This is a genomic window from Mycobacterium gordonae, assembly GCF_017086405.1.
GTDB classification, from domain to species: Bacteria; Actinomycetota; Actinomycetes; order Mycobacteriales; family Mycobacteriaceae; genus Mycobacterium; species Mycobacterium gordonae_D.
The window spans coordinates 6,099,767-6,117,180 of record NZ_CP070973.1; the positions used below are offsets into that span (position 1 = coordinate 6,099,767).

Sequence of the window (17,414 nt, forward strand, 5' to 3'; positions counted from 1 at the left end):
GCAACGACAGGTCGCGCGAGCAGACGCAAAAGCCCCTGTTTCGACGCGAAATCAGGGGCTTTTACGTCTGCTCGCCGGAGACGGGGACCCAGGCTCAGCAGGTGGCCTTGATCTTGAAATCCACCGTCGCGGCTTCGGTCGGCTTGGCGGTGGTGGCGCCGTTGGCGGTGCCGCTGATGATGAAGTTGCCACCGTCGAAGCGGGTCTCGGCCGCGCCGCCACCGCCCGGCGCGGCCGTGGTGGTGCCGGTGAACCCGCCCAGGTTATGGAAGCGCACCGAGATGGTGGTCGTCGGATGCCGGCGCTGGTCGAGGACGGCCGTCGCACCGGAGTCGTCGTTGCCCAGGGCGATCGTCCGGTACCACTCCTGCTGATAGCACCTGACCAGGTCGGGCCGCACCTCGGTGCCGTTGATGTTGACGGTCGCGGTGCTGGCGAGTTGGCCCTGCGACGGTGCGCTGCAGGCGCCGAGGACGGCGACGGCGAACAACGCCGACACCGCCGCGGTTCGGTTCTGCACCTGGCACCCCTCTCAGGCAAGTTCTGGACCTGCACTGATGATGTTATTCTCCAAGAACGAGAATGCCAATATCGCAGTTCTCGCGTCCAAGGAGTGATCACGCATGGTCGAGCTAGAGTTCGACGATTTCGACACCGGACTGGCGGTACTCACCATCGACCGCCCCCATGCTCGCAACGCCATCGCGCTGGAGACCATGGGGCAGCTTGAGCAGGCACTGCATTCGGCCGTCGGCGCCCTGGCGCTGGTCATCAAGGGCGCCGGCGATCGGGCTTTCATATCCGGCGGAGATCTCAAAGAACTCAGCGCGCTGCGCACCGAGCAGGACGCAGCGGCGATGGCGAAACGGATGCGCGACGTCTGCGATCGGATCGCCGGGTTCCCGGCTCCGGTGATCGCGGCGCTGAACGGTCACGCCTTCGGGGGCGGCGCCGAAGTCGCTGTGGCCGCGGACATCCGGGTTGCCGCCGACGACGTCAAGATCGCCTTCAACCAGGTGCAGCTGGAGATCATGCCGGCGTGGGGCGGCGCCGAGCGCCTGGCCGCGCTGGTCGGCAAGAGCCGGGCACTGTTGTTGGCGGGCAGCGGAACTGCGCTTGACGCGACCGACGCCGAACGCATCGGGCTCGTCGATGTGGTGCTGCCGCGAGCATCGTTCGACTCGGCCGACAAGGGATGGCGTTCGATCGCCACCTCGCTGGCCCGCCGTCCCGCCGCCGAGATAAAGCGCGTAATCACCGGAGTTTCCGCTGATGAGGCGATAGCATCGTTTGCACGGCTGTGGGTGGCTGACGCGCACTGGGCGGCCGCGGGGCGGGTCATGAACCGCACAGCCAATCCGCGCCCGGCAGCCGGAGGAGCGAAATGACAACCACCTCAACGAAACACCGGCGGTTCGGCATAACAATGCTGCTGGGGTGCCTGCTGACGGCACCGGGGCAGGCGACGGCGGACGACGACCCGCCCATGCATCAGGTGGTGTACACCATCTCGGCCAAAAACCCGATCTACGCCGACATTTACTACCAGGATCAAGATCCGACGAAGTACTCCGATTACAGCCACAATCCCTATACGTTCACGCCGAACATTCAGGCCGACATCGCCCCCGGCAGGCCGTGGAGCCAGCAGGTGATGCTCATCAACCCGGACGCGTGGGCCATGGTGAGCGTCAGCGTCGGCCGGCAGCCGGGCACGCCCGGTTTTCACTGCACGGTGTCGGTCGACGGGAACGTCGTCGTGTCCAGGGACGGGGACAAGGGCGTGCTTTGTTCGCTGCGAACCTGGTGAGATTCCTGGCTCCCGAACGTGTCCGCCTGCGGTTCGCCTTCCAGACGGCGCAGGTGACGCTCGACGAACTCGGTGGTTTCGGCGTGACCATCCGACATGCCCAACGCCTGCTCCAGCACCAGGAATCGCGAGAGGCTGGTCATGAAGACGGTCCACACCATCGGCGGCACATCGTCGGTGTTGACCGCATAACGCTGCAACGCCGCCGACACCGCGCGGCGTTGTTCGTCGCGAAAACGCTCACCGTAGTAGGCGATCTCGGCCCGCATTTCCTTGCGATGATTCGCCAGCGCCATGAATTCCATGGAGATCCGGGCGAAACCGGGATCGGACCCGAACTTCCACAGCGCCCACAGCGGCTGCGGCGACTGCAGCAGCTGCGCCTGCGCCTGCAGGCCCGACTCGGCCCGTCGCCGAAAAACGGCCAGGAACAACTCTTCCATGGTGCGGAAGTAGTAATGCACCAGCTGCGGCTTGAGTCCCGCCTCATTGGCCAGCCGCCGCGAAGTCACTGCGGCGTAACCTTCTTCGAGCATCAGCCGCTCGGCCGCGTCAAGCAGCAGGCCGCGATTCTTCGCGTCGGGTGCCCCGATTCTGCGCGCCGATGTCATCTCGCCACTCCATACTCTCCGCGCTCGCCAGCCAGTCAGGCCGATGGTAGCCACCGGTCACTGCCACCGGGTCCAGGCCACCTTGACCCTGACATTACTGCCATGCTAAGCAAGTGCTCAGCAGAGCATCTCACTCGGGCGACGCCAACGCTCGTCGTTGATTCAGCATCGGCACCACACCGGGCCGGCTCCAGGAGGCTTGTACGACATGAGCGACTACGACACCATCGACTTCTTCACCGATCCGACGCTGGTCCCCGATCCGTATCCGTACTTCGATTACCTGCGTAGCCGCAACCCGGTACTGCGGCTCCCCCACTACGGGGTCGTGGCCGTCACCGGGCACGAAGAGGCCACCGCGGTCTACAAAGACACCGACTCCTTCTCGAACTGCGTCGCACTGGGTGGGCCCTTCCCGCCGCTGCCGTTCACCCCCGAGGGTGACGACATCAACGCTCAGATCGACGCGCACCGCCAGAGCTTCCCGATGTATGAGCACATGGTGACCATGGATCCGCCCGATCACAGCCGGGCGCGGTCGATCCTGAGCCGGTTGCTGACACCGAGCAGACTCAGGCAGAACGAGGAGTTCATGTGGCGCCTCGCCGACCGTCAGCTCGACGAGTTCCTGGTCAACGGTGCATGCGAGTTCATTGGAGAGTACTCAAAGCCGTTCGCCACGTTGGTTATTGCCGACCTACTGGGGGTTCCCGAAGAGGACCATAAGGAATTCCGGATCGTGCTGGGCGCCGATCGGCCGGGCCGCGTGGGGGCGCTCGATCACGAGTCAGTAGGCATCAACCCGCTGGAGTTCCTCGACGACAAGTTCTCCGGATACATCGAGGACCGGCGCGCGCATCCGCGCGACGACGTGCTGACCGCGCTGGCCACCGCGAAGTACCCGGACGGATCGACGCCCGAGGTGATCGACGTAGTCCGTTCCGCCACTTTCCTTTTCGCCGCCGGACAGGAGACGACGGCCAAGCTGCTCAGCGCAGCGTTACAGGTGATCGGCGAGCGGCAGGACATCCAGCAGCAGCTCCGCGACGACCGTAGCCTGATACCCGGGTTCATCGAGGAATCGCTGCGCATGGAGAGCCCGGTCAAGAGTGACTCCCGACTGGCCCGCCGGGCCACCCGGGTGGGCGGGGTCGACATTCCCGCCGGCACCGTGGTGATGGTGTTACCCGGTGCGGCAAACCGCGATCCACGCCGCTTCGACAACCCGCACGAATTCCGGATCGACCGCAGGAACGTCAGGGAGCACATGGCTTTCGCACGTGGGGTGCACTCCTGCCCGGGCGGTCCGCTGGCTCGCGTGGAGGGCCGGGTGTCCATCGAACGCATCCTGGACCGGATGGCCGCGATCGGAATCAACGAAGCCCACCACGGTCCGGCCGACGCTCGCCGTTACACCTACGAGCCGACCTACATCCTGCGCGGACTCAACCAACTGCATCTCACGTTCACGCCGCAGTAGGGCCGTCAACGCACGGCCAGCCCCACGAAGTAGCTGCCGAACAATCCGGCGGCGATCAGCAGCACCCATGCGTCGGTCAGCCGGCAGAGCAGGGCAGGCGCTTGCCGAACTTCCATGAACTCCCGAAAGATGATGCGCACCTTGATGAGTGCGATGGCGATGACGCTTGATGTGACTACCACGTTGGATCGCAGCGACCCGCCAGCCGAGTGATCGATCCACAGGTAGCTCACCGTCAGGGCAGCCAGCACGACCCAGACGAAGAGCAGCCTCTTGTTCAATTTCACGACTCACCTCACCACGTACAGCAGCGCGAAGATCAATACCCACAGGAAATCGACTGTGTGCCAGTAGGTCGCGGACGTTTCGATGATCACCTGGGATTCCCCGGTCCCGCGCCGGACACCACGGAGCCGGTAGCCGATGACACCGAGGGCGACGAATCCGATCAGCAGGTGCACGAAGTGGATGCCGGTGAGGAAGAAGTAGTACGTGAAGAAGTCGTTGCTGTCTTCCTTGCTGCCGAAGCCATGACCTGTCCGCACCAACCGGGCCCATTCGAACACCTTGAACAGCAAGAAGAGCGCGGCGAGCGCCGCGGTGACGATCACGTCCCGAAGCGCCGCCCGATAGGCGCCGGCGCGGGCGGACTGCACGCATCGCGCCACCGACCAGGAACTGAGCAGCAGCACCAGCGTGTTGAGCACGCCGACGCGCAGGGCCAGGTGCGCCTGAGATTGCAGGAACAGCTCCGGGCTGCGGGCGCGATAGAACAGGTAGAAGCCGAAATACGCGGTGAAGACCGATGTTTCGAATAAGACGAATGCCCACATGTCCGGCTGTCCCGGCACGAACGGGGCACGGTTGCCTTTGCCGGTCAGCTCACTCATGAAGCAATGGCCCGTTTGCGCGGCAGGTCAGGCAGCGGACCGGTACCGAAGTCCTCGCGCCGGATCATCTGATTGAGCATGACGATGAACGTGATTTGGTAGACCCCGAATACGACCATGTCCAGCCACCAGGCGATCTGACCGTTCCAGGCCAATACGCCGCGCCCGAAGATCCAGCAGGGCGCCACAACGACCTCGGTGAGCGCATTGCACAGGTTGAGGTAACCGAACCACTTGGGGAACACCCGGTTCCTGTCGATCAGGATCGCCACCATCCAGATCAGCGAGCCGATCAGAAACACGCCCATGGTCCCGTCGAAAGACAGGAACGCGAAGTCATAGAGCCAACCGAGCACATTGGGATCGCGATCGGGCCGTAGCGTACCGACGATCAACGCGATGCAGAGCAGCAACAGACCGGGAACAGCGCTGAGCGAATAGATGATCAGATAGGAGTATCCGAAGATGCGGCTGACCGACATCCGTCGCATGGAGTACGCGATGAGGGCGTTGTTGACCGCGGTCATCCCGGTGATGGCGAAGATGAGGCCGAAGCCGATCGGTATCCCGAGGCGGCGTTCGTGAAACCAATGCATCTGCGTCGGCAAATCCCAGGTGGGCTGCGGAGGGGGCTGCACCTGAGCCACGATGAAGAACACGGGAAAGAAGAGGTTGTAGAAGACCAAGAGCGTCCACCAGGCCAGCCACAGCTCACGCTTGGGGTTGTGCCGCCAGCTCGACACGATACTCACGGAACGACCACTTCCATGGCGGCCGTGAGTTTCTCAGCGCGCTCTCGATACACGGCCCGGCCCAGGGCCACGCCCATCACGACGATCCACACGCCGATGGCGACATTCTTAACCCAGAACGACAACACACCGTCCCACGCCAGCGGGCCGGACAAGGACACACCAGCAAAGGCAGCCGGCACCAGCGCCGCAGCGACGAGAAGGTTGAAGTGGGCGACCCACCGGCGGAAAACCGGTAGCGGCTGATTGTCGAAATAGATTGCCACAGAAAGGATCACGCTCTGGCCGATCAGAAACGGAACCAGGATGGTGAAGGTGATCCACGCGAAGTCGTTCAGCAACTGCGTCAGCTCCGGACTCCGTTCCGGGCGGAACGCGGCCAGCAGCCAGCAGACGTTGGCGATGAGAAACAACGTCGGACCGCCGGCCACGCAACCCAACATCGCGTAGGAGAAGATCGGCGTGCGATGCGCCATCCGCCGGATCTGCATCACGATCAGCGCCAGAATGGGCACGAGGCACACGCCGAACCAGTTGAAGAGGATCATGCTGTAGCGGATTTCGGGCAGATGCGCCGGATCGCGGTAGAACGCGGCAACCTGGTCGGCCGACATGGTGGGTGACATCGGCGGGTTGAACCCTGGGAACAGGACGAAGGCGGCGATCCAAATGACGACGGTGACGGGCAGTGTCCAGAGCAGGATCAACTCACCATCGGTACGGCGCAACCCGACTCGCTGCGGTGCCGGATCATGAGTCGTGCCGATGTCTGTCATTAGTGAATCCTTCCGACGCACGGCATCGTGCGGTCAAGGTCGGCCCGACACACCGAAGCTAGCCGATCGGCTATTCCGGGTCAATAGCCGATCGGCTACGCTGCCTGGTGTGGTCGAGGCGACGCCCCAGAGCCGGTTCCGGTTCATCACGCACAGCGCCGCGCAGACGCGCGTCTTGGATGCGGCACTGAAGCTGATCGGCGAGCACGGCGTCGGCGGAACATCCCTGCAGATGATCGCCGATGCCATCGGGGTGACGAAAGCGGCTGTCTATCACCAATACCGAACGAAGGAACAGATCGTCATCGCACTCACCGAGCGGGAATTGGGCGGTCTCGAGGAAGCCTTGGAAGCTGCGGAAGCATACGGCCACCGGACCGAGGCCCGCGACGTCCTCCTCAAACGGGTGATCGATGTCGCCGTGCAACGACGCGGCGCGGCAAGCACTTTGCAGTTCGACCCCGTCATCGTCCGCCTGCTGGCCGATCACCAACCGTTCCAGCGCTTCATCCAGCGCCTCTACGGAGTACTGGTCGACGACGCCGCCGAGGACGCGCGGGTGTCGGCGGCGATGTTGTCGGGTGCGATCGCGGTCGGCGTGCTGCACCCACTCGTAGCCGACATCGACGACGACACGCTGCGCGCCCAGTTGCTGCGGATCACCCGCCGACTCTTCGACGGGGATTGACAAAACTTATTCCCGCCGTTCCGTTTTCACGAGCGTGCCACTCGGATACCGTTCTCATATGGACAGTGTCAGGCGCCTCACCGCCGTGGCGATCATGGTCACGACCGGCTTCGGGCTGGCCGGCACGGCCACGGCCCTCGCTGACGACGACGTTCCCTGGCCGTGGGTGGGATACCACTGGTGCCCGGGCCAGCCCTTCAGCGCCAACTGGGGGCCGCAGTTCGACCCGACCACGTGCCACGACGCGCACCACCGGGACATGGACGGCACGATCCACAATCGTGATTACTTCGGCCCCAGCCCCTTTCAGGATTGGCCCGAGATTCCCAACAACCGGCCGTGACGTCTGCTCAGGTGTCGCCGCGCTCCCAGACCTTCTTGCCGTCATGGGAATCGCAGACCAGGAACAAACCGTCCGGCGCCTGCGCGACGTAGTACTCCGGGTACTCGCTGCACGAGGAGTTCTCATTCTTGACGCCGACCATCGGCGGCGACCGGAACCAGCGTGGCTCATACCGCCTGGGTGAACCGCAGAACATCAACCGTCCGGGCTCGGTCGCGAAGGACACGTAGTAGTCGGCGGTGCCGAAGACGTAGTAAGTGGTGTTGTCGCAGGGCGCTCCGAGCACCTGGTGTCCGGCGATCCCTGGCGTGCAGTCCGGGTAATCGCACCCAACCGGATCTGCCGCGGCCCGCGGCGGCGCCACCATACCTGCGCCGAGCACTGCGGCAACCGCTGCCACAATGAATCGCACCATCTTAATTTGCCACAGCTGGAAAGAAAATTCATTACGTTGGCGATAGATGGTAAGAAAATTCTCTCATTCGGAGAGGGCGCGGAGGGCGCCTGGCACCTCGAACCGATGCGCGGGAGCGCCAACGCCGGTCGGTGATAATGTGACTCTCTCGTGCGGGGTGAGGAGGTGATTCATGCCGCCACGCGAAACGTCGGCTGAAGCATCCGCGTCGGAGGCCGGCGTGGATGACCTCGAGTCAGACGACCTCGCCCAGGTGGAGGCTCGCGCCGAGGCCGCCCGTACCCGTGCGCGCGAACTGCGCCGGCAAGCCGAGGAGGCATCGTCTCCCCCAGAGACCGACGACGCCGAAACGGGCCCGTCCCGGTTACGCCGATGGCGACCACGCCGGCCCGGCCGAAAGACCCTCATCGCCGCGGCCGCGATTCTGATCTCGAGTGCGGCGTCGGCCGGCAGCGGCTATTTGGTGTGGCACCACCACCAAGTAGTGCAGCAAACCCAACGTTCCACGGAATTCGCCACCGCCGCCCGCAACGCCGTCGTGCTGATGATGTCGATCGACCCGACCAAGGCGAGAGCGGACATGCAACGTTTCGCCGACCAGACAACCGGCCAATTCAAGGCCGGCGTATTGATGGGCGCCGAGGATATGGTCCGCGCTTTGGAACAGTCCAAAGTCGTCGCGAAAGCCGCGGTGCAAGCGGTCGGCGTGCAGTCGATGACGGAGGATTCGGCAGTCGTACTGGTAGCGGCGAAGTCGGAGATCAGCAAGACCGACCAGCCGAAGCCGGAGATGCGCACCTGGCGAGTGGTCGTCGACGTGGAGCGCGAGGGCAGCCAGCTCAAAATCTCCAAGATCGAGTTCGTCCCGTGACGGATGCGCGCACCGAACGGCGCTGGCTGCATCGCTGTCTGTCGCGGTGGCGGGCTATCGTGTTGACGCTTCTGGTTGTCGGCACCACCGGTTTCAGCGCCGGCTATTTCTTCTTCGTGTACCGATCGGACATGGACACCGACCGCGCGGTCACCCGCGAGGTCGTCAAGGCCGCCAGCGAAGGCACCGTGGCGTTGCTGTCCTATTCGCCCGCCACGCTCGGGCGCGATATGGACAACGCCAAATCCAGGATCACCGAGAATTATCTGCGCTATTACCAGCAGTTCGCCGACCAGATCGTGGGACCGTCGACCCAGCGTGCGCAAGTCACCACCACCGCCACCGTGATCAGGGCCGCGGTCGCCGAGCTGAATCCGAATTCGGCCGTCGTACTGGTTTTCGTAAAACAAAAGACGGCAAGCAAGGAAAAACCGGATCCGGTGGTGACATCGAGCAGCCTTCGGGTAACGTTGAAAAAGGTCAACAGTTCATGGCTTATTGAGAAATTCGAGAGCATGTGAGCTCATATCTGCATTCGCTGTGAACGTTCGACCGCAGGTGAATTTCTCCGAATGCGGCGCGTCGAGGAGCAGCGGGTGATGCGTTCAGTAAGTGCGACGGTCAGCGCCACCCTCGCGGTGGGCGGCGTGGCGGTCATGCTCCATACGGCCCCGCCGGCCGCGGCCTACAACCCGGCCATCAACGGCAGATTTACCGCCACCCTGATCGGCGACTATGCGCGGACCCGAACCGTGTATCACGACGAAGCAGTGGTGCAGAGCACCTGGACGATCAGCTCGTCGTGTTCGACCGCGCAGGACTGCAGCGGCCAAGTGGTGAGCGACCAGGGCTGGACGGCCCCGATGACCATGCACGACGGGCTCAACTGGTACGTCAAGCGCGACGTCCCGAACTGGGAGACCTGCGACGACGGCACCACGTTCACCGGCCACGAGGTGTTTTATTTCTATCCCGCTAACCCGGAAACCGGTGAAAACGTGCTTGGTTCAGCGGTTCTGGCCGGACGGGAGCATATCGCCGGCGCCAGCGGTGCCTGCGGCACGAACGCCCCGCTGTACATCGAGCAACCGTTCCGGCTGGATAGGATCGGCTGAAGCCACCCACATCAGATGGCGAACATGTCCTTCCACGTCTTCGGCGCCTTGGAAGCGACGAGATCCGTCTGACGGTAGACCTGCCCATCGGGAGCCACGTAGCTGCCGTTCTCCGGATTGTATTGAGCGAACGCCACCGAGGGACCCGGGGATTCGTTGCGCCCGAACGCACTCGGAGCCGCGGAGGGGGATGCGCCGGGCGTTGCCGCGGCCGGGGCCGGGTTTTCAGCCTGGTCCAGCGGTGCAATGGAAGTCACCTGGCCCATCGGCGCCTGCGGGGTGATTCCGGGCGCCACCGATGCTCCCGCGGGAGGCGGCACCACCCCAGGCGGCAGCGGTGTTCCGTCGACCGGCCCGAAGATCCGTTCGCGGTTCTGGTTGACCCGGTCGTCGGGCGGGATGCCCTGCGCGAGCAGGTTCGGGTCCAACGGGTAGGTGCCGAATGCGTGCTGTCTCATGGCCAGTGGCATGAACGGCTTGTCGCTATCGCAGATTTCGACCGTGGGCGCCCGCTTTCCGGGATGTCCCATGCAGGGATAGTTGCGGGCACCGCGCACCCCGATCGGTGAGTCCTGCGGGAGCTTGCAGTACAACCCGTCAGGCGTGTCGATGGTGGTGGTGTCGGCCGGTGATCGCCATTGGCTCGGTGGCAGGAAGCCGACCGTACACGCGGGCGGGTCGCTGAGGATGAGATTGAACGCGCCCGTGGCCAATCCGGTCGGGCTCTTGGTGCCCAGAAACGACTGAATGGCGGCGGTGAACGGCGGCAGTATCACCAGCACCTGCTCAAGGGATGCGTGATAGGTCACGCCGATCTGGCCGATGGTGGTGAGGTTGGCCAGCAGCACCGGCAGCGTCGGCTTGATCTGGTCCAGCAACCGGGAGGCCTCGTTGAGCGCTTCCGGCCCGTCTTCCAGCAGCGTGCGCACCTGCGGATCGTTGGTCGCCAGTTGGCCGGTGAATCCGGCCAGGCTGTGGGCCCACCGGCGGATCGAGCCGGCCGTCTGCGCCTGACTGTCCAGCAGCGGCCCGGTATCCTCGGTCAGGCTGCGCGCCCGGTCGGAGACCCCATTGAGGTCACCGGAGATTTGTGCTGAGGAGTCGAACAGCGAGCCGAAATCGTAACTGGCGCCGTTGAATGCCTTGAACGACTCGTCGAGCAGCTGCGTCAGCTTGCCCTGCGGGATGCTGTTGAGCAGCGCGCTGGTCTGATCAAGTACAGGACCGATCGGCTGCGGAATCTTGGTGTCCTTCGCCGCGATCACCGAGCCGTCGTGCAGAAAGGGGCCCGAGTCGGTTCGTGGCCGTAGGTCGACGTACTGCTCGCCCACCGCCGAGATGCTGCGCACCTCCGCATCCAGATCCGCCGGGATCTTCGGCGAAGTGTCCAGCCGCATCGTGGCTTTCGCGCCGCGAGGGGTCAGCTCCACGCCGGTGACCTTGCCGATCTGTATGCCGCGATACGTGACATTGCTGAAGCGGTAGAGGTTTCCGGTCTCACGCAGTTCCAGCGTGACCGTCATCTTGCCGATCCCGAGCAGCGTCGGCGCCTGCACATAGTAGATGACCATCACGAACAGGCCGATGACGCCCACAATCGCGAAGATCGCCAACTGGATTCGGATGAAGCGGGTCAGCATCTAACCACTCCCCCCCGCCGGCGCGACAGCGGGCGGCAACCCGTTTGGCAGCGTTGCGCTCTGATCGGTCGCCGGCGCCGTCGAGGGCGGCGGTCCGGGCGCGGCCTGGGGCGGTCCAGGAGCCGCCGGCGGCGGACCGGGAAGGTACGAGCCGGGAGCACCGGGCGCACCGTACCGGAACTGCAGGTACTCGGGTTCGCCGGCCGCCGGGACGCTCTCGGCCCCCAGCCGTTCCCAGTGGGTGCCGCGCAGGATGCTCCTGCGCAACGCCGCGTTGGTCAGGTCGATGATGAAGTACCCGTTGACATAGTCGCCCCGGACGTAGCGGTCGATGAAGCCCTGGGTGAACGGGAACGTCGGCGCGTAGGCAAGGGCCGCATCGAGATCTGGCCCCACGTCGGCCAGCGCGCTGATCGTGGGCTCGAGGTTCTTGAGGTTGTTCACCAGGTCGTCGCCCGCGTCATTGACCAGTCGGGTTGCCGTGTTGCTGAACGTTCCGAGCTTGTTAAGCGCGGTGGTGAGGCGGGGACGCTCTCTGTTGAGCACGTCGAGCGCCGGCGGAATCTTGTTCAGCGCCTGGGTGATCACGTCGCGCTGTCCGGCCAGTGTGCCGGAAAGCCGGTTCAGCGCCTGGACCGACGCGACGATGTTGTCGCGCTGAGCGTCAAAGGTGCCGACGAACCGGTCCAGACGGTGCAGCAGATCGCGAACGTCGCCCGCGCGGCCGGACAGGGCGGCGTTGAAGTTGTTGATGATGTCCCCGATCTGGCCTAGCCCGCCGGCGTTGAGGACTACCGACAGCGAGGACAGCGTCTGCTCGGTCGACGGATACGTCGACGACCGGTTGAGCGGGATGGTGGCGCCCGGTTGCAGGCGGCCGGTCGGGGCCTGGCCCAGCGGCGTATTCAGTTGCAGGTGCATCGATCCCAGCAAACTGGTCTGGCCGACGCTGGCCACCGCGTTGGCCGGAATCACCACATGAGGCCGCACGGATACCTCGACATCGGCGTGCCAGCCCCGCACGGATAATCTCCGGATGCTGCCGACGATGACATCGTTGATCATCACCGGCGAATTGGCTTCCAGCGTTCCGACATTGGCGATTTCGACGTGATAGCTGGTCGAGCCGGGGCCGCGCCCTACCGCCCCCGGCAGTGGCAGGGAGTTCAGGCCGCTGAACGCGCAGCCGGTCGAGGTGAGCATGACGCACAGACCGATGCCCAGTATCAGGCGTAGGCGCCGCATCGTGGCTGTCATGGTTGCGGCCTTTCGGCGGGCAGCAGCAGCTCCGGCACGCTCTGCGGCGCCGGCGCCGGCGCCGGCGGCACACTCGGCGGCGGCGGCTCGGGCATCGCGGCTCCCGGTATCCGCGCCGGCGGTCCCGGCGGAGGCGGTGCTTCGGGAACGTCGCCTGGCAACCCGGTGTACGCCGATACAGCGGGCGGCAACTCGGGCGCGGTCGGCTTCGGCCCTTCGCCGCCCGGGGCCAGTCGTTGCTCGGTGTAGACGACGTTCTTCGGATCGAATGCCGGTGCCAGGAAGGGGTTCACCGGAATCGGGAAGTAGTTGAAGTTGAAAAAGGTCAGCGGGTTGAACACCTTCAGTGCGGGACTGAGGTACAGGCCGCACAGCTTGCCGGTCTCGACCGAGGTGACGTTCTCCAGCGCGCCGATCTGCGAGCAGAAGGCGTTCGTCGGATTGCTGAGATTCTGTAGGCCGACGCCGCCGCGTACGTTGCCAACGTCGGGGTCATAGTCGTTGTAGGCGTTGGCAAGTGCGTTCGGCGCCACGTGCAGCACGTTCTGCAGTGCCATCTTGTTGTCGACGAGAATCTGGGTGAGGTCGGCCAACCGGGTGATCTGCTCCGCGGTCTGGTCGCGGCTGCCCGCAATAAACCGCTGCACTTCTCCGACCGCACTCGAAAGGTCCGTCAGCGCCGCGTCCAGGGTGGACTTGTTGTCGTCGAGCACGCTGGTGAGGCTGGCCAGTCGGTCGTTGAACTGGACGAGCTGGACATTACTGTCGCGCAGGGCGCCGACGAATGTCTGCAGATTCTTGATGATGTCGACGAGGTTGCCGCTGCCGTTGGCGAAAATCCGTCCCAGCGCAGACAATTGGCCCAACGTCTGGCGCAGCTTGTCGCCGTTGCCGCCGAGTGCGTTGGCGGCGGCGTCGATGAACCGCGCCACCGACGGCGTCGACACCTTGCTGTTGGGGCCGAAATCGGTTGCCAACCGCATCAATTGGTCCTTGATCTCGTCCCACTCCACCGGTGTCGCCGTCCGGTTGACGGGTATCACAGCGCCGTCGGCCATGACGGCGCCGGTGGAGCGGTAGGCGGGCGTGAGCTGGACATAACGTGCCGCCACCAAATTTTGCGCGACGATAACGGCTTTCGCATCTGCCGGAATGGAGATGCCGTGGTCGACGTGCATCACCATCTTGGCCTGAGTTCCGGCCGGCTTGATCGATTCGATGGTGCCGACCTTCAGACCAGAGACGCGCACATCGTCACCGGGATAGATGGCGGTGGCAGTGTGGAAGTAGGCGATGATCGTGGTGGGCCGGAAGAACGTGTTGCGGATGGCGACCCCCGCGCCGACCACGAGCAGCACCGCCAGCAGGACAGCCAGGGCCAGCTTGAAACCCTTGCGCCGCATCATCGCGACCCTCCCGGGTTCTGGTTGAACGGGAACGGCAGCAAGGCCCGCGGGCCGGCGTTGTCCGGCGGTTGGCCCGGGGCACCGTAAGCACGGAAGCCGAAGGCGTAGTCGAACAACCACTGGAAGAACTGCAGCGTGAAGATGTTCGGGATGAACGGGTTGTAGTAGAAGCCGCTGGACACGGTCTCACCCTGAGTCAACTCGAATTTGGCCAAACCCGGGATCGCTTTGGCGAGGTTGTCGCGGTTGTCTTCCAGCATCGCGGTCACGGAGTTCAGCTTGGTCAGCGTCGGCGCCAGCTTTGCCTCGTTGTCGTGCACCAGCCCGGAGAGCTGCTTGGCCACCGCGGAGGTGCTGGCGAGCAGTCGCACGATCGCCTGCCTCCGCTCCACCAGCGTCGAGAGCAAGTCGTCGGCGTTGAGGATCAGGGTGTTCAGCTGGTTACTGCGCTCCGAGAGGATGTGCGTGACATCGGCTGCGCCCTTGAGCAACTGACTCAGGGTCTGATTGCGTTCGTTGAGGGTCGACGAAAGCCGGGTCACCCCGTCGAACGTCGGACCCAGTTGCGGCGCAATCTGATTCAGCGTGTTCGATAGCGTGTCCAGGGACTGGTTGAGGGTGTTGGTGTTGGTCCCGGCGATGTCGGTCGCCAAATCACCGACGGCCTCGGACAGCGAGTAGGGCGAGGAGGTTCGCGACAGCGGGATGACCGCCATCGGACGCATGTTACCGCTGCCGGTCGACTCGACGGTCAACACCCGCTGGCCCAGTAGCGACCCGGTGCGGATGTGCGCGGTGCTGGCCGACCCGAGTTGCACCGCCCCTTTGACGGTGAACGTCACCAGCACGTCCCCGCCCTGCAGCGACATGCCCGACACGCTGCCGACCTTGATCCCCGAGACCGTCACGTCATTGCCGGTCACCAGGCCTCCGGCATCGGCGAACACCGCCTGGTAGCGGACGGTGGTGGCGCGCTGCAGCAATTGGTCGGGTGACAGCCCGACGGCAATGACCAGCACTATCAACACGACGCCGATGAATCCGGCGCGAATGAGGCGCGCTCCGCGGTACTTAAGCATCGGGTTCCGCACACCTTCCGGTGACCTGGTGGGTGACGCCCACCTCGACCGTTCGGTACTGCAGATCGGAGACCCGCAGCGCAAGTCCACACAGGTAGTAGGGGAACCACGCGCCGTAGGCGCCCAGCCTGGTCAGCTTGCGGTAGTTGTTCGGCAGCTTCTTGAGCGAAATGTCGAGGAGGTTCTTGTCGTTGTCCAGCAACGGTGCCAGCCGGTTGAGCTGATCGATCGTGCCGGACAACGGCGGGCGGGCGCGGGTAAGCAGATCCGCGATCGACGCTGTCCCGTTGTCCAGCGCGGTGATTGCGGTGCCGATCGTGTCACGGTCCGAAGACAGGCCGCTGATCAGGCGCTCCAGCCGGTCGATCGCGCCGGAGAACTTGGTGCCTTCCGCGTCGACGGTGCCGACCACGGTGTTGAGGTTGTCGATCAGGGCCTGCACCGTTTCGCGGTTGTCGGCCAACGTGTTCGAGAACGACGACGTCTTGGACAACAACGACTGGAGGGTACCGCCCTCGCCCTGGAACACCTCGATCAGCGACGCGCTCAGCGCGTTGACGTCTTCGGCCTTGAGGCCCTTGGTGACCGGCTTCAACCCGCCCAGCAGCAGGTCGAGGTCCAGGGCCGGTGCGGTGCGGTCGATCGGGATCTCCGAACCGCCCGGCAGTGGCTTGGTGTTGCCCGGGCCGTCGAGCAGTTCGAGGTAGCGGTCGCCGACGAGGTTGAGGTAGCGGATGACGGCGCGGGTGCCGCCGGTGAGCACCACGTCGTGGTTGGCGTCGAACTTCACCAGAACCTTTTTGTCCGCTCGCAATTCGACGCTGTTCACCGTACCCACCCGGACACCGGCCACCCGCACGGTCTGCCCCTCTTTCAGGCGCGACACATCGGTGAAGAGCGCGGAATACTCCGTGGTGGAACCGGTTTGGTACTGGCCGAAGATGAAGAACAGCGAAATCGTCAGCAGCACCATGACCAGCGCGAAGGCGCCGAACTTGATGATCATCCCGCGTGAGTTGCTCATCCGGGTTGTCCAATTTGCATCGTGTTGCGCGGCGGTCCGTCGATCGGCCCGTACAGCAGTTGCTTGAGGGCGTCGGAGTTCAGCAACAGCTGCTGGTTCCCGTACTCCATCGGGTTGGCGCCCACGTCAGCCACCACGAACGGCGGCGCGACGTCGAAGGGCACCACCGGAAGCGTCTGACACTGCGGCCCTCCGGTTGCAGCCACCTTGGGCAGGTTGCTCGGATAGCGGTAACGCTCGGCGCCGAATCCGATGTAGACCAACACCTTGATCATCGGTTCGGGCAGGTTCGGCGAATGGAGATTCACCAGAGAACCGGCCAGACCGCACCACAGCGCCTGGTGATACTCGTTGGTGAGGTTGGTCGTCGGCAACAGCAGGTGCAGCACATCGGTCAGCGCCTGCCGGTTCCCGCCGATCACCTCATTGCCGATGTCGGCCAAACCGATCGAGCTGATCAGGAACGCGTCCAGGTTCTGTTGCTCTTCAACGACCGACTTGCTGATCCTGATCGCGTTCTCGGCGGAGCCGATCAGGTCCGGCGCCGCGTCGGCGTAGGCGTTGCTCACCACGGGCAGCACCGAGAGGTCATGGTTCAGCGCGGGCAGCGCCGGATCCTGCTTGGCCAGAAAGGCATCGAGGTCGGACAGCGCCTGCCCGATCTTGTGCCCGCGGCCGTTCATCGCCGAGGCGATCGCGCCGAGCGTTTCGTTAAGCTTGGCGGGATCGATGTTGGACAGCAGGTTGGTGAGCTGTTGGAAGACCGTGTTCACCTCGACGGTCACGCCCTTGCCTTCGAGTACCTGATGCGGTTGCAGGCTCTGCTGCGAAGGCTGGTCGGGCGGTACCAGCTCGACGAACTTGGCGCCGAAGACCGTCGTGGAGGCGATGTCGACGAGAACGTTGCGCGGAATGAGACGCATTGCCGACGGCTGCATCGCCAGGTGCAAAACCGCCTGACCGTTCGGGCGTTCCTCGATGGACTCGACCTTGCCCACCATGACCCCGCGCATCTTCACTTTGGCTTCCGGGTTCATCACCAGGCCGGCGCGCGGCGACACCACGGTCACGGGCACGCTCTCGGTGAACTCACTGTTGAACAACCCGATGGAGACGGCGACGATCGCGAGAATGACGACGACGGTGGCCAGGCCCATCAGCGGGCGCACGTAAGGGCGCGGCTTGGGCCGACCGTGGTGGTGCGATCGTCCTCTGGTGCTGGGGCTATGCCGGCCCGCCGGCACATGTGATGTCACT

General features: G+C 64.4%; 21 protein-coding genes. 8 read left to right on the forward strand and 13 right to left on the reverse strand.

Translation table 11 applies throughout. From position 1 onward, the window contains the following. Positions 1-94: 94 nt before the first annotated feature. A complete protein-coding gene (locus JX552_RS26080; RefSeq protein ID WP_205874685.1) occupies positions 95-520 on the reverse strand; it encodes a lipoprotein LpqH in 426 nt (141 codons plus the stop codon). Between the two features lie 103 nt (positions 521-623). Here JX552_RS26080 and JX552_RS26085 point away from each other — a divergent pair, with 103 nt between their 5' ends. Together JX552_RS26085 and JX552_RS26090 are read left to right on the forward strand one after the other, a co-directional pair. Beyond that, positions 624-1,388, forward strand: coding sequence for an enoyl-CoA hydratase/isomerase family protein (locus JX552_RS26085; RefSeq protein WP_205874686.1), 765 nt, complete (start codon positions 624-626; stop codon positions 1,386-1,388). A 38-nt stretch (positions 1,389-1,426) separates the two neighbouring features. Further along, on the forward strand, positions 1,427-1,810 hold the full coding sequence (locus tag JX552_RS26090) for a hypothetical protein (RefSeq protein WP_346779320.1): 384 nt from the start codon (positions 1,427-1,429) through the stop codon (positions 1,808-1,810). On the opposite strand, the gene JX552_RS26095 is transcribed toward JX552_RS26090, so the two are convergent. Further along, entirely contained in the window at positions 1,726-2,421 is a 696-nt protein-coding gene (locus tag JX552_RS26095; protein WP_205874687.1) for a TetR/AcrR family transcriptional regulator, read from the reverse strand. The two genes, JX552_RS26090 and JX552_RS26095, sit on opposite strands and share 85 nt — an antisense overlap. 208 nt (positions 2,422-2,629) lie before the next feature. On the opposite strand from JX552_RS26095, the gene JX552_RS26100 reads away from it, so the two are divergent. Further along, the gene (locus JX552_RS26100) at positions 2,630-3,901 is read left to right on the forward strand and encodes a cytochrome P450 (RefSeq protein ID WP_205874688.1); all 1,272 of its coding nucleotides are present in this window, start codon (positions 2,630-2,632) and stop codon (positions 3,899-3,901) included. Positions 3,902-3,906: 5 nt separating this feature from the next. Here JX552_RS26100 and JX552_RS26105 read toward each other — a convergent pair whose 3' ends face one another. The 4 genes from JX552_RS26105 to JX552_RS26120 are packed head-to-tail and all read right to left on the reverse strand — an operon-like array spanning position 3,907 to position 6,319. Continuing rightward, positions 3,907-4,188, reverse strand: coding sequence for a cytochrome C oxidase subunit IV family protein (locus JX552_RS26105; RefSeq protein ID WP_205874689.1), 282 nt, complete (start codon positions 4,186-4,188; stop codon positions 3,907-3,909). A 3-nt stretch (positions 4,189-4,191) separates the two neighbouring features. Then, entirely contained in the window at positions 4,192-4,791 is a 600-nt protein-coding gene (locus JX552_RS26110) for a cytochrome c oxidase subunit 3 (RefSeq protein ID WP_205874690.1), read from the reverse strand. Beyond that, positions 4,788-5,543, reverse strand: a complete 756-nt coding sequence (locus JX552_RS26115) for a hypothetical protein (protein ID WP_205874691.1) — start codon at positions 5,541-5,543, stop codon at positions 4,788-4,790. Before JX552_RS26115 ends, JX552_RS26110 begins: the two co-directional genes overlap by 4 nt. Further along, the gene (locus JX552_RS26120; protein ID WP_205874692.1) at positions 5,540-6,319 is read right to left on the reverse strand and encodes a hypothetical protein; all 780 of its coding nucleotides are present in this window, start codon (positions 6,317-6,319) and stop codon (positions 5,540-5,542) included. The genes JX552_RS26115 and JX552_RS26120 overlap by 4 nt, the downstream gene beginning before the upstream one ends. 175 nt (positions 6,320-6,494) lie before the next feature. On the opposite strand from JX552_RS26120, the gene JX552_RS26125 reads away from it, so the two are divergent. Together JX552_RS26125 and JX552_RS26130 are read left to right on the forward strand one after the other, a co-directional pair. Continuing rightward, a complete protein-coding gene (locus JX552_RS26125) occupies positions 6,495-7,007 on the forward strand; it encodes a TetR/AcrR family transcriptional regulator (protein ID WP_241011215.1) in 513 nt (170 codons plus the stop codon). A 58-nt stretch (positions 7,008-7,065) separates the two neighbouring features. Further along, entirely contained in the window at positions 7,066-7,350 is a 285-nt protein-coding gene (locus JX552_RS26130) for an Mtp family mycobacterial-type pilin (RefSeq protein ID WP_431195894.1), read from the forward strand. A 7-nt stretch (positions 7,351-7,357) separates the two neighbouring features. Here the strand turns inward: JX552_RS26130 and JX552_RS26135 are convergent, their stop codons facing one another. Further along, on the reverse strand, positions 7,358-7,765 hold the full coding sequence (locus tag JX552_RS26135) for a hypothetical protein (RefSeq protein ID WP_205874694.1): 408 nt from the start codon (positions 7,763-7,765) through the stop codon (positions 7,358-7,360). 172 nt (positions 7,766-7,937) lie between these two features. Between JX552_RS26135 and JX552_RS26140 the strand changes: the two genes are divergently transcribed. Genes JX552_RS26140 through JX552_RS26150 form a run of 3 tightly spaced genes read left to right on the forward strand, consistent with a single transcriptional unit; the run spans position 7,938 to position 9,751 of the window. Further along, positions 7,938-8,636, forward strand: coding sequence for a hypothetical protein (locus JX552_RS26140; protein ID WP_205874695.1), 699 nt, complete (start codon positions 7,938-7,940; stop codon positions 8,634-8,636). Continuing rightward, on the forward strand, positions 8,633-9,157 hold the full coding sequence (locus JX552_RS26145; protein WP_205874696.1) for a twin-arginine translocation pathway signal: 525 nt from the start codon (positions 8,633-8,635) through the stop codon (positions 9,155-9,157). The genes JX552_RS26140 and JX552_RS26145 overlap by 4 nt, the downstream gene beginning before the upstream one ends. Before the next feature lie 51 nt (positions 9,158-9,208). Then, complete coding sequence (locus tag JX552_RS26150) at positions 9,209-9,751, forward strand: Rv2253/PknI dimerization domain-containing protein (protein WP_241010734.1); 543 nt, start codon at positions 9,209-9,211, stop codon at positions 9,749-9,751. A gap of 11 nt (positions 9,752-9,762) precedes the next feature. Here JX552_RS26150 and JX552_RS26155 read toward each other — a convergent pair whose 3' ends face one another. The 6 genes from JX552_RS26155 to JX552_RS26180 are packed head-to-tail and all read right to left on the reverse strand — an operon-like array spanning position 9,763 to position 17,413. Beyond that, the gene (locus tag JX552_RS26155; protein WP_205874697.1) at positions 9,763-11,391 is read right to left on the reverse strand and encodes an MCE family protein; all 1,629 of its coding nucleotides are present in this window, start codon (positions 11,389-11,391) and stop codon (positions 9,763-9,765) included. Continuing rightward, positions 11,392-12,648 carry an MCE family protein gene (locus JX552_RS26160; RefSeq protein ID WP_241010735.1) on the reverse strand — a complete coding sequence of 419 codons (1,257 nt, stop codon included), beginning with the start codon at positions 12,646-12,648 and terminating at the stop codon, positions 11,392-11,394. Next, positions 12,645-14,054: an MCE family protein gene (locus JX552_RS26165; protein WP_205874698.1), complete on the reverse strand. Its 1,410-nt coding sequence runs from the start codon at positions 14,052-14,054 to the stop codon at positions 12,645-12,647. The genes JX552_RS26160 and JX552_RS26165 overlap by 4 nt, the downstream gene beginning before the upstream one ends. Next, positions 14,051-15,133: an MCE family protein gene (locus tag JX552_RS26170; RefSeq protein ID WP_205874699.1), complete on the reverse strand. Its 1,083-nt coding sequence runs from the start codon at positions 15,131-15,133 to the stop codon at positions 14,051-14,053. Before JX552_RS26170 ends, JX552_RS26165 begins: the two co-directional genes overlap by 4 nt. After that, positions 15,126-16,157, reverse strand: a complete 1,032-nt coding sequence (locus JX552_RS26175) for an MCE family protein (RefSeq protein WP_205874700.1) — start codon at positions 16,155-16,157, stop codon at positions 15,126-15,128. Before JX552_RS26175 ends, JX552_RS26170 begins: the two co-directional genes overlap by 8 nt. Then, positions 16,154-17,413, reverse strand: coding sequence for an MCE family protein (locus JX552_RS26180; protein WP_205874701.1), 1,260 nt, complete (start codon positions 17,411-17,413; stop codon positions 16,154-16,156). Before JX552_RS26180 ends, JX552_RS26175 begins: the two co-directional genes overlap by 4 nt. Position 17,414: the final 1 nt, after the last annotated feature.

Excerpts from the sequence above, each read along its gene's own strand:
- JX552_RS26085 (WP_205874686.1), top strand. The coding sequence starts at position 624 with ATGGTCGAGCTAGAGTTCGACGATTTCGACACCGGACTGGCGGTACTC.
- JX552_RS26090 (WP_346779320.1), top strand. The coding sequence starts at position 1,427 with ATGCTGCTGGGGTGCCTGCTGACGGCACCGGGGCAGGCGACGGCGGAC.
- JX552_RS26095 (WP_205874687.1), bottom strand. The coding sequence starts at position 2,421 with ATGACATCGGCGCGCAGAATCGGGGCACCCGACGCGAAGAATCGCGGC.
- JX552_RS26100 (WP_205874688.1), top strand. The coding sequence starts at position 2,630 with ATGAGCGACTACGACACCATCGACTTCTTCACCGATCCGACGCTGGTC.
- JX552_RS26110 (WP_205874690.1), bottom strand. The coding sequence starts at position 4,791 with ATGAGTGAGCTGACCGGCAAAGGCAACCGTGCCCCGTTCGTGCCGGGA.
- JX552_RS26120 (WP_205874692.1), bottom strand. The coding sequence starts at position 6,319 with ATGACAGACATCGGCACGACTCATGATCCGGCACCGCAGCGAGTCGGG.
- JX552_RS26130 (WP_431195894.1), top strand. The coding sequence starts at position 7,066 with ATGGACAGTGTCAGGCGCCTCACCGCCGTGGCGATCATGGTCACGACC.
- JX552_RS26135 (WP_205874694.1), bottom strand. The coding sequence starts at position 7,765 with ATGGTGCGATTCATTGTGGCAGCGGTTGCCGCAGTGCTCGGCGCAGGT.
- JX552_RS26140 (WP_205874695.1), top strand. The coding sequence starts at position 7,938 with ATGCCGCCACGCGAAACGTCGGCTGAAGCATCCGCGTCGGAGGCCGGC.
- JX552_RS26150 (WP_241010734.1), top strand. The coding sequence starts at position 9,209 with ATGCGGCGCGTCGAGGAGCAGCGGGTGATGCGTTCAGTAAGTGCGACG.
- JX552_RS26155 (WP_205874697.1), bottom strand. The coding sequence starts at position 11,391 with ATGCTGACCCGCTTCATCCGAATCCAGTTGGCGATCTTCGCGATTGTG.
- JX552_RS26160 (WP_241010735.1), bottom strand. The coding sequence starts at position 12,648 with ATGACAGCCACGATGCGGCGCCTACGCCTGATACTGGGCATCGGTCTG.
- JX552_RS26165 (WP_205874698.1), bottom strand. The coding sequence starts at position 14,054 with ATGATGCGGCGCAAGGGTTTCAAGCTGGCCCTGGCTGTCCTGCTGGCG.
- JX552_RS26170 (WP_205874699.1), bottom strand. The coding sequence starts at position 15,133 with ATGCTTAAGTACCGCGGAGCGCGCCTCATTCGCGCCGGATTCATCGGC.
- JX552_RS26175 (WP_205874700.1), bottom strand. The coding sequence starts at position 16,157 with ATGAGCAACTCACGCGGGATGATCATCAAGTTCGGCGCCTTCGCGCTG.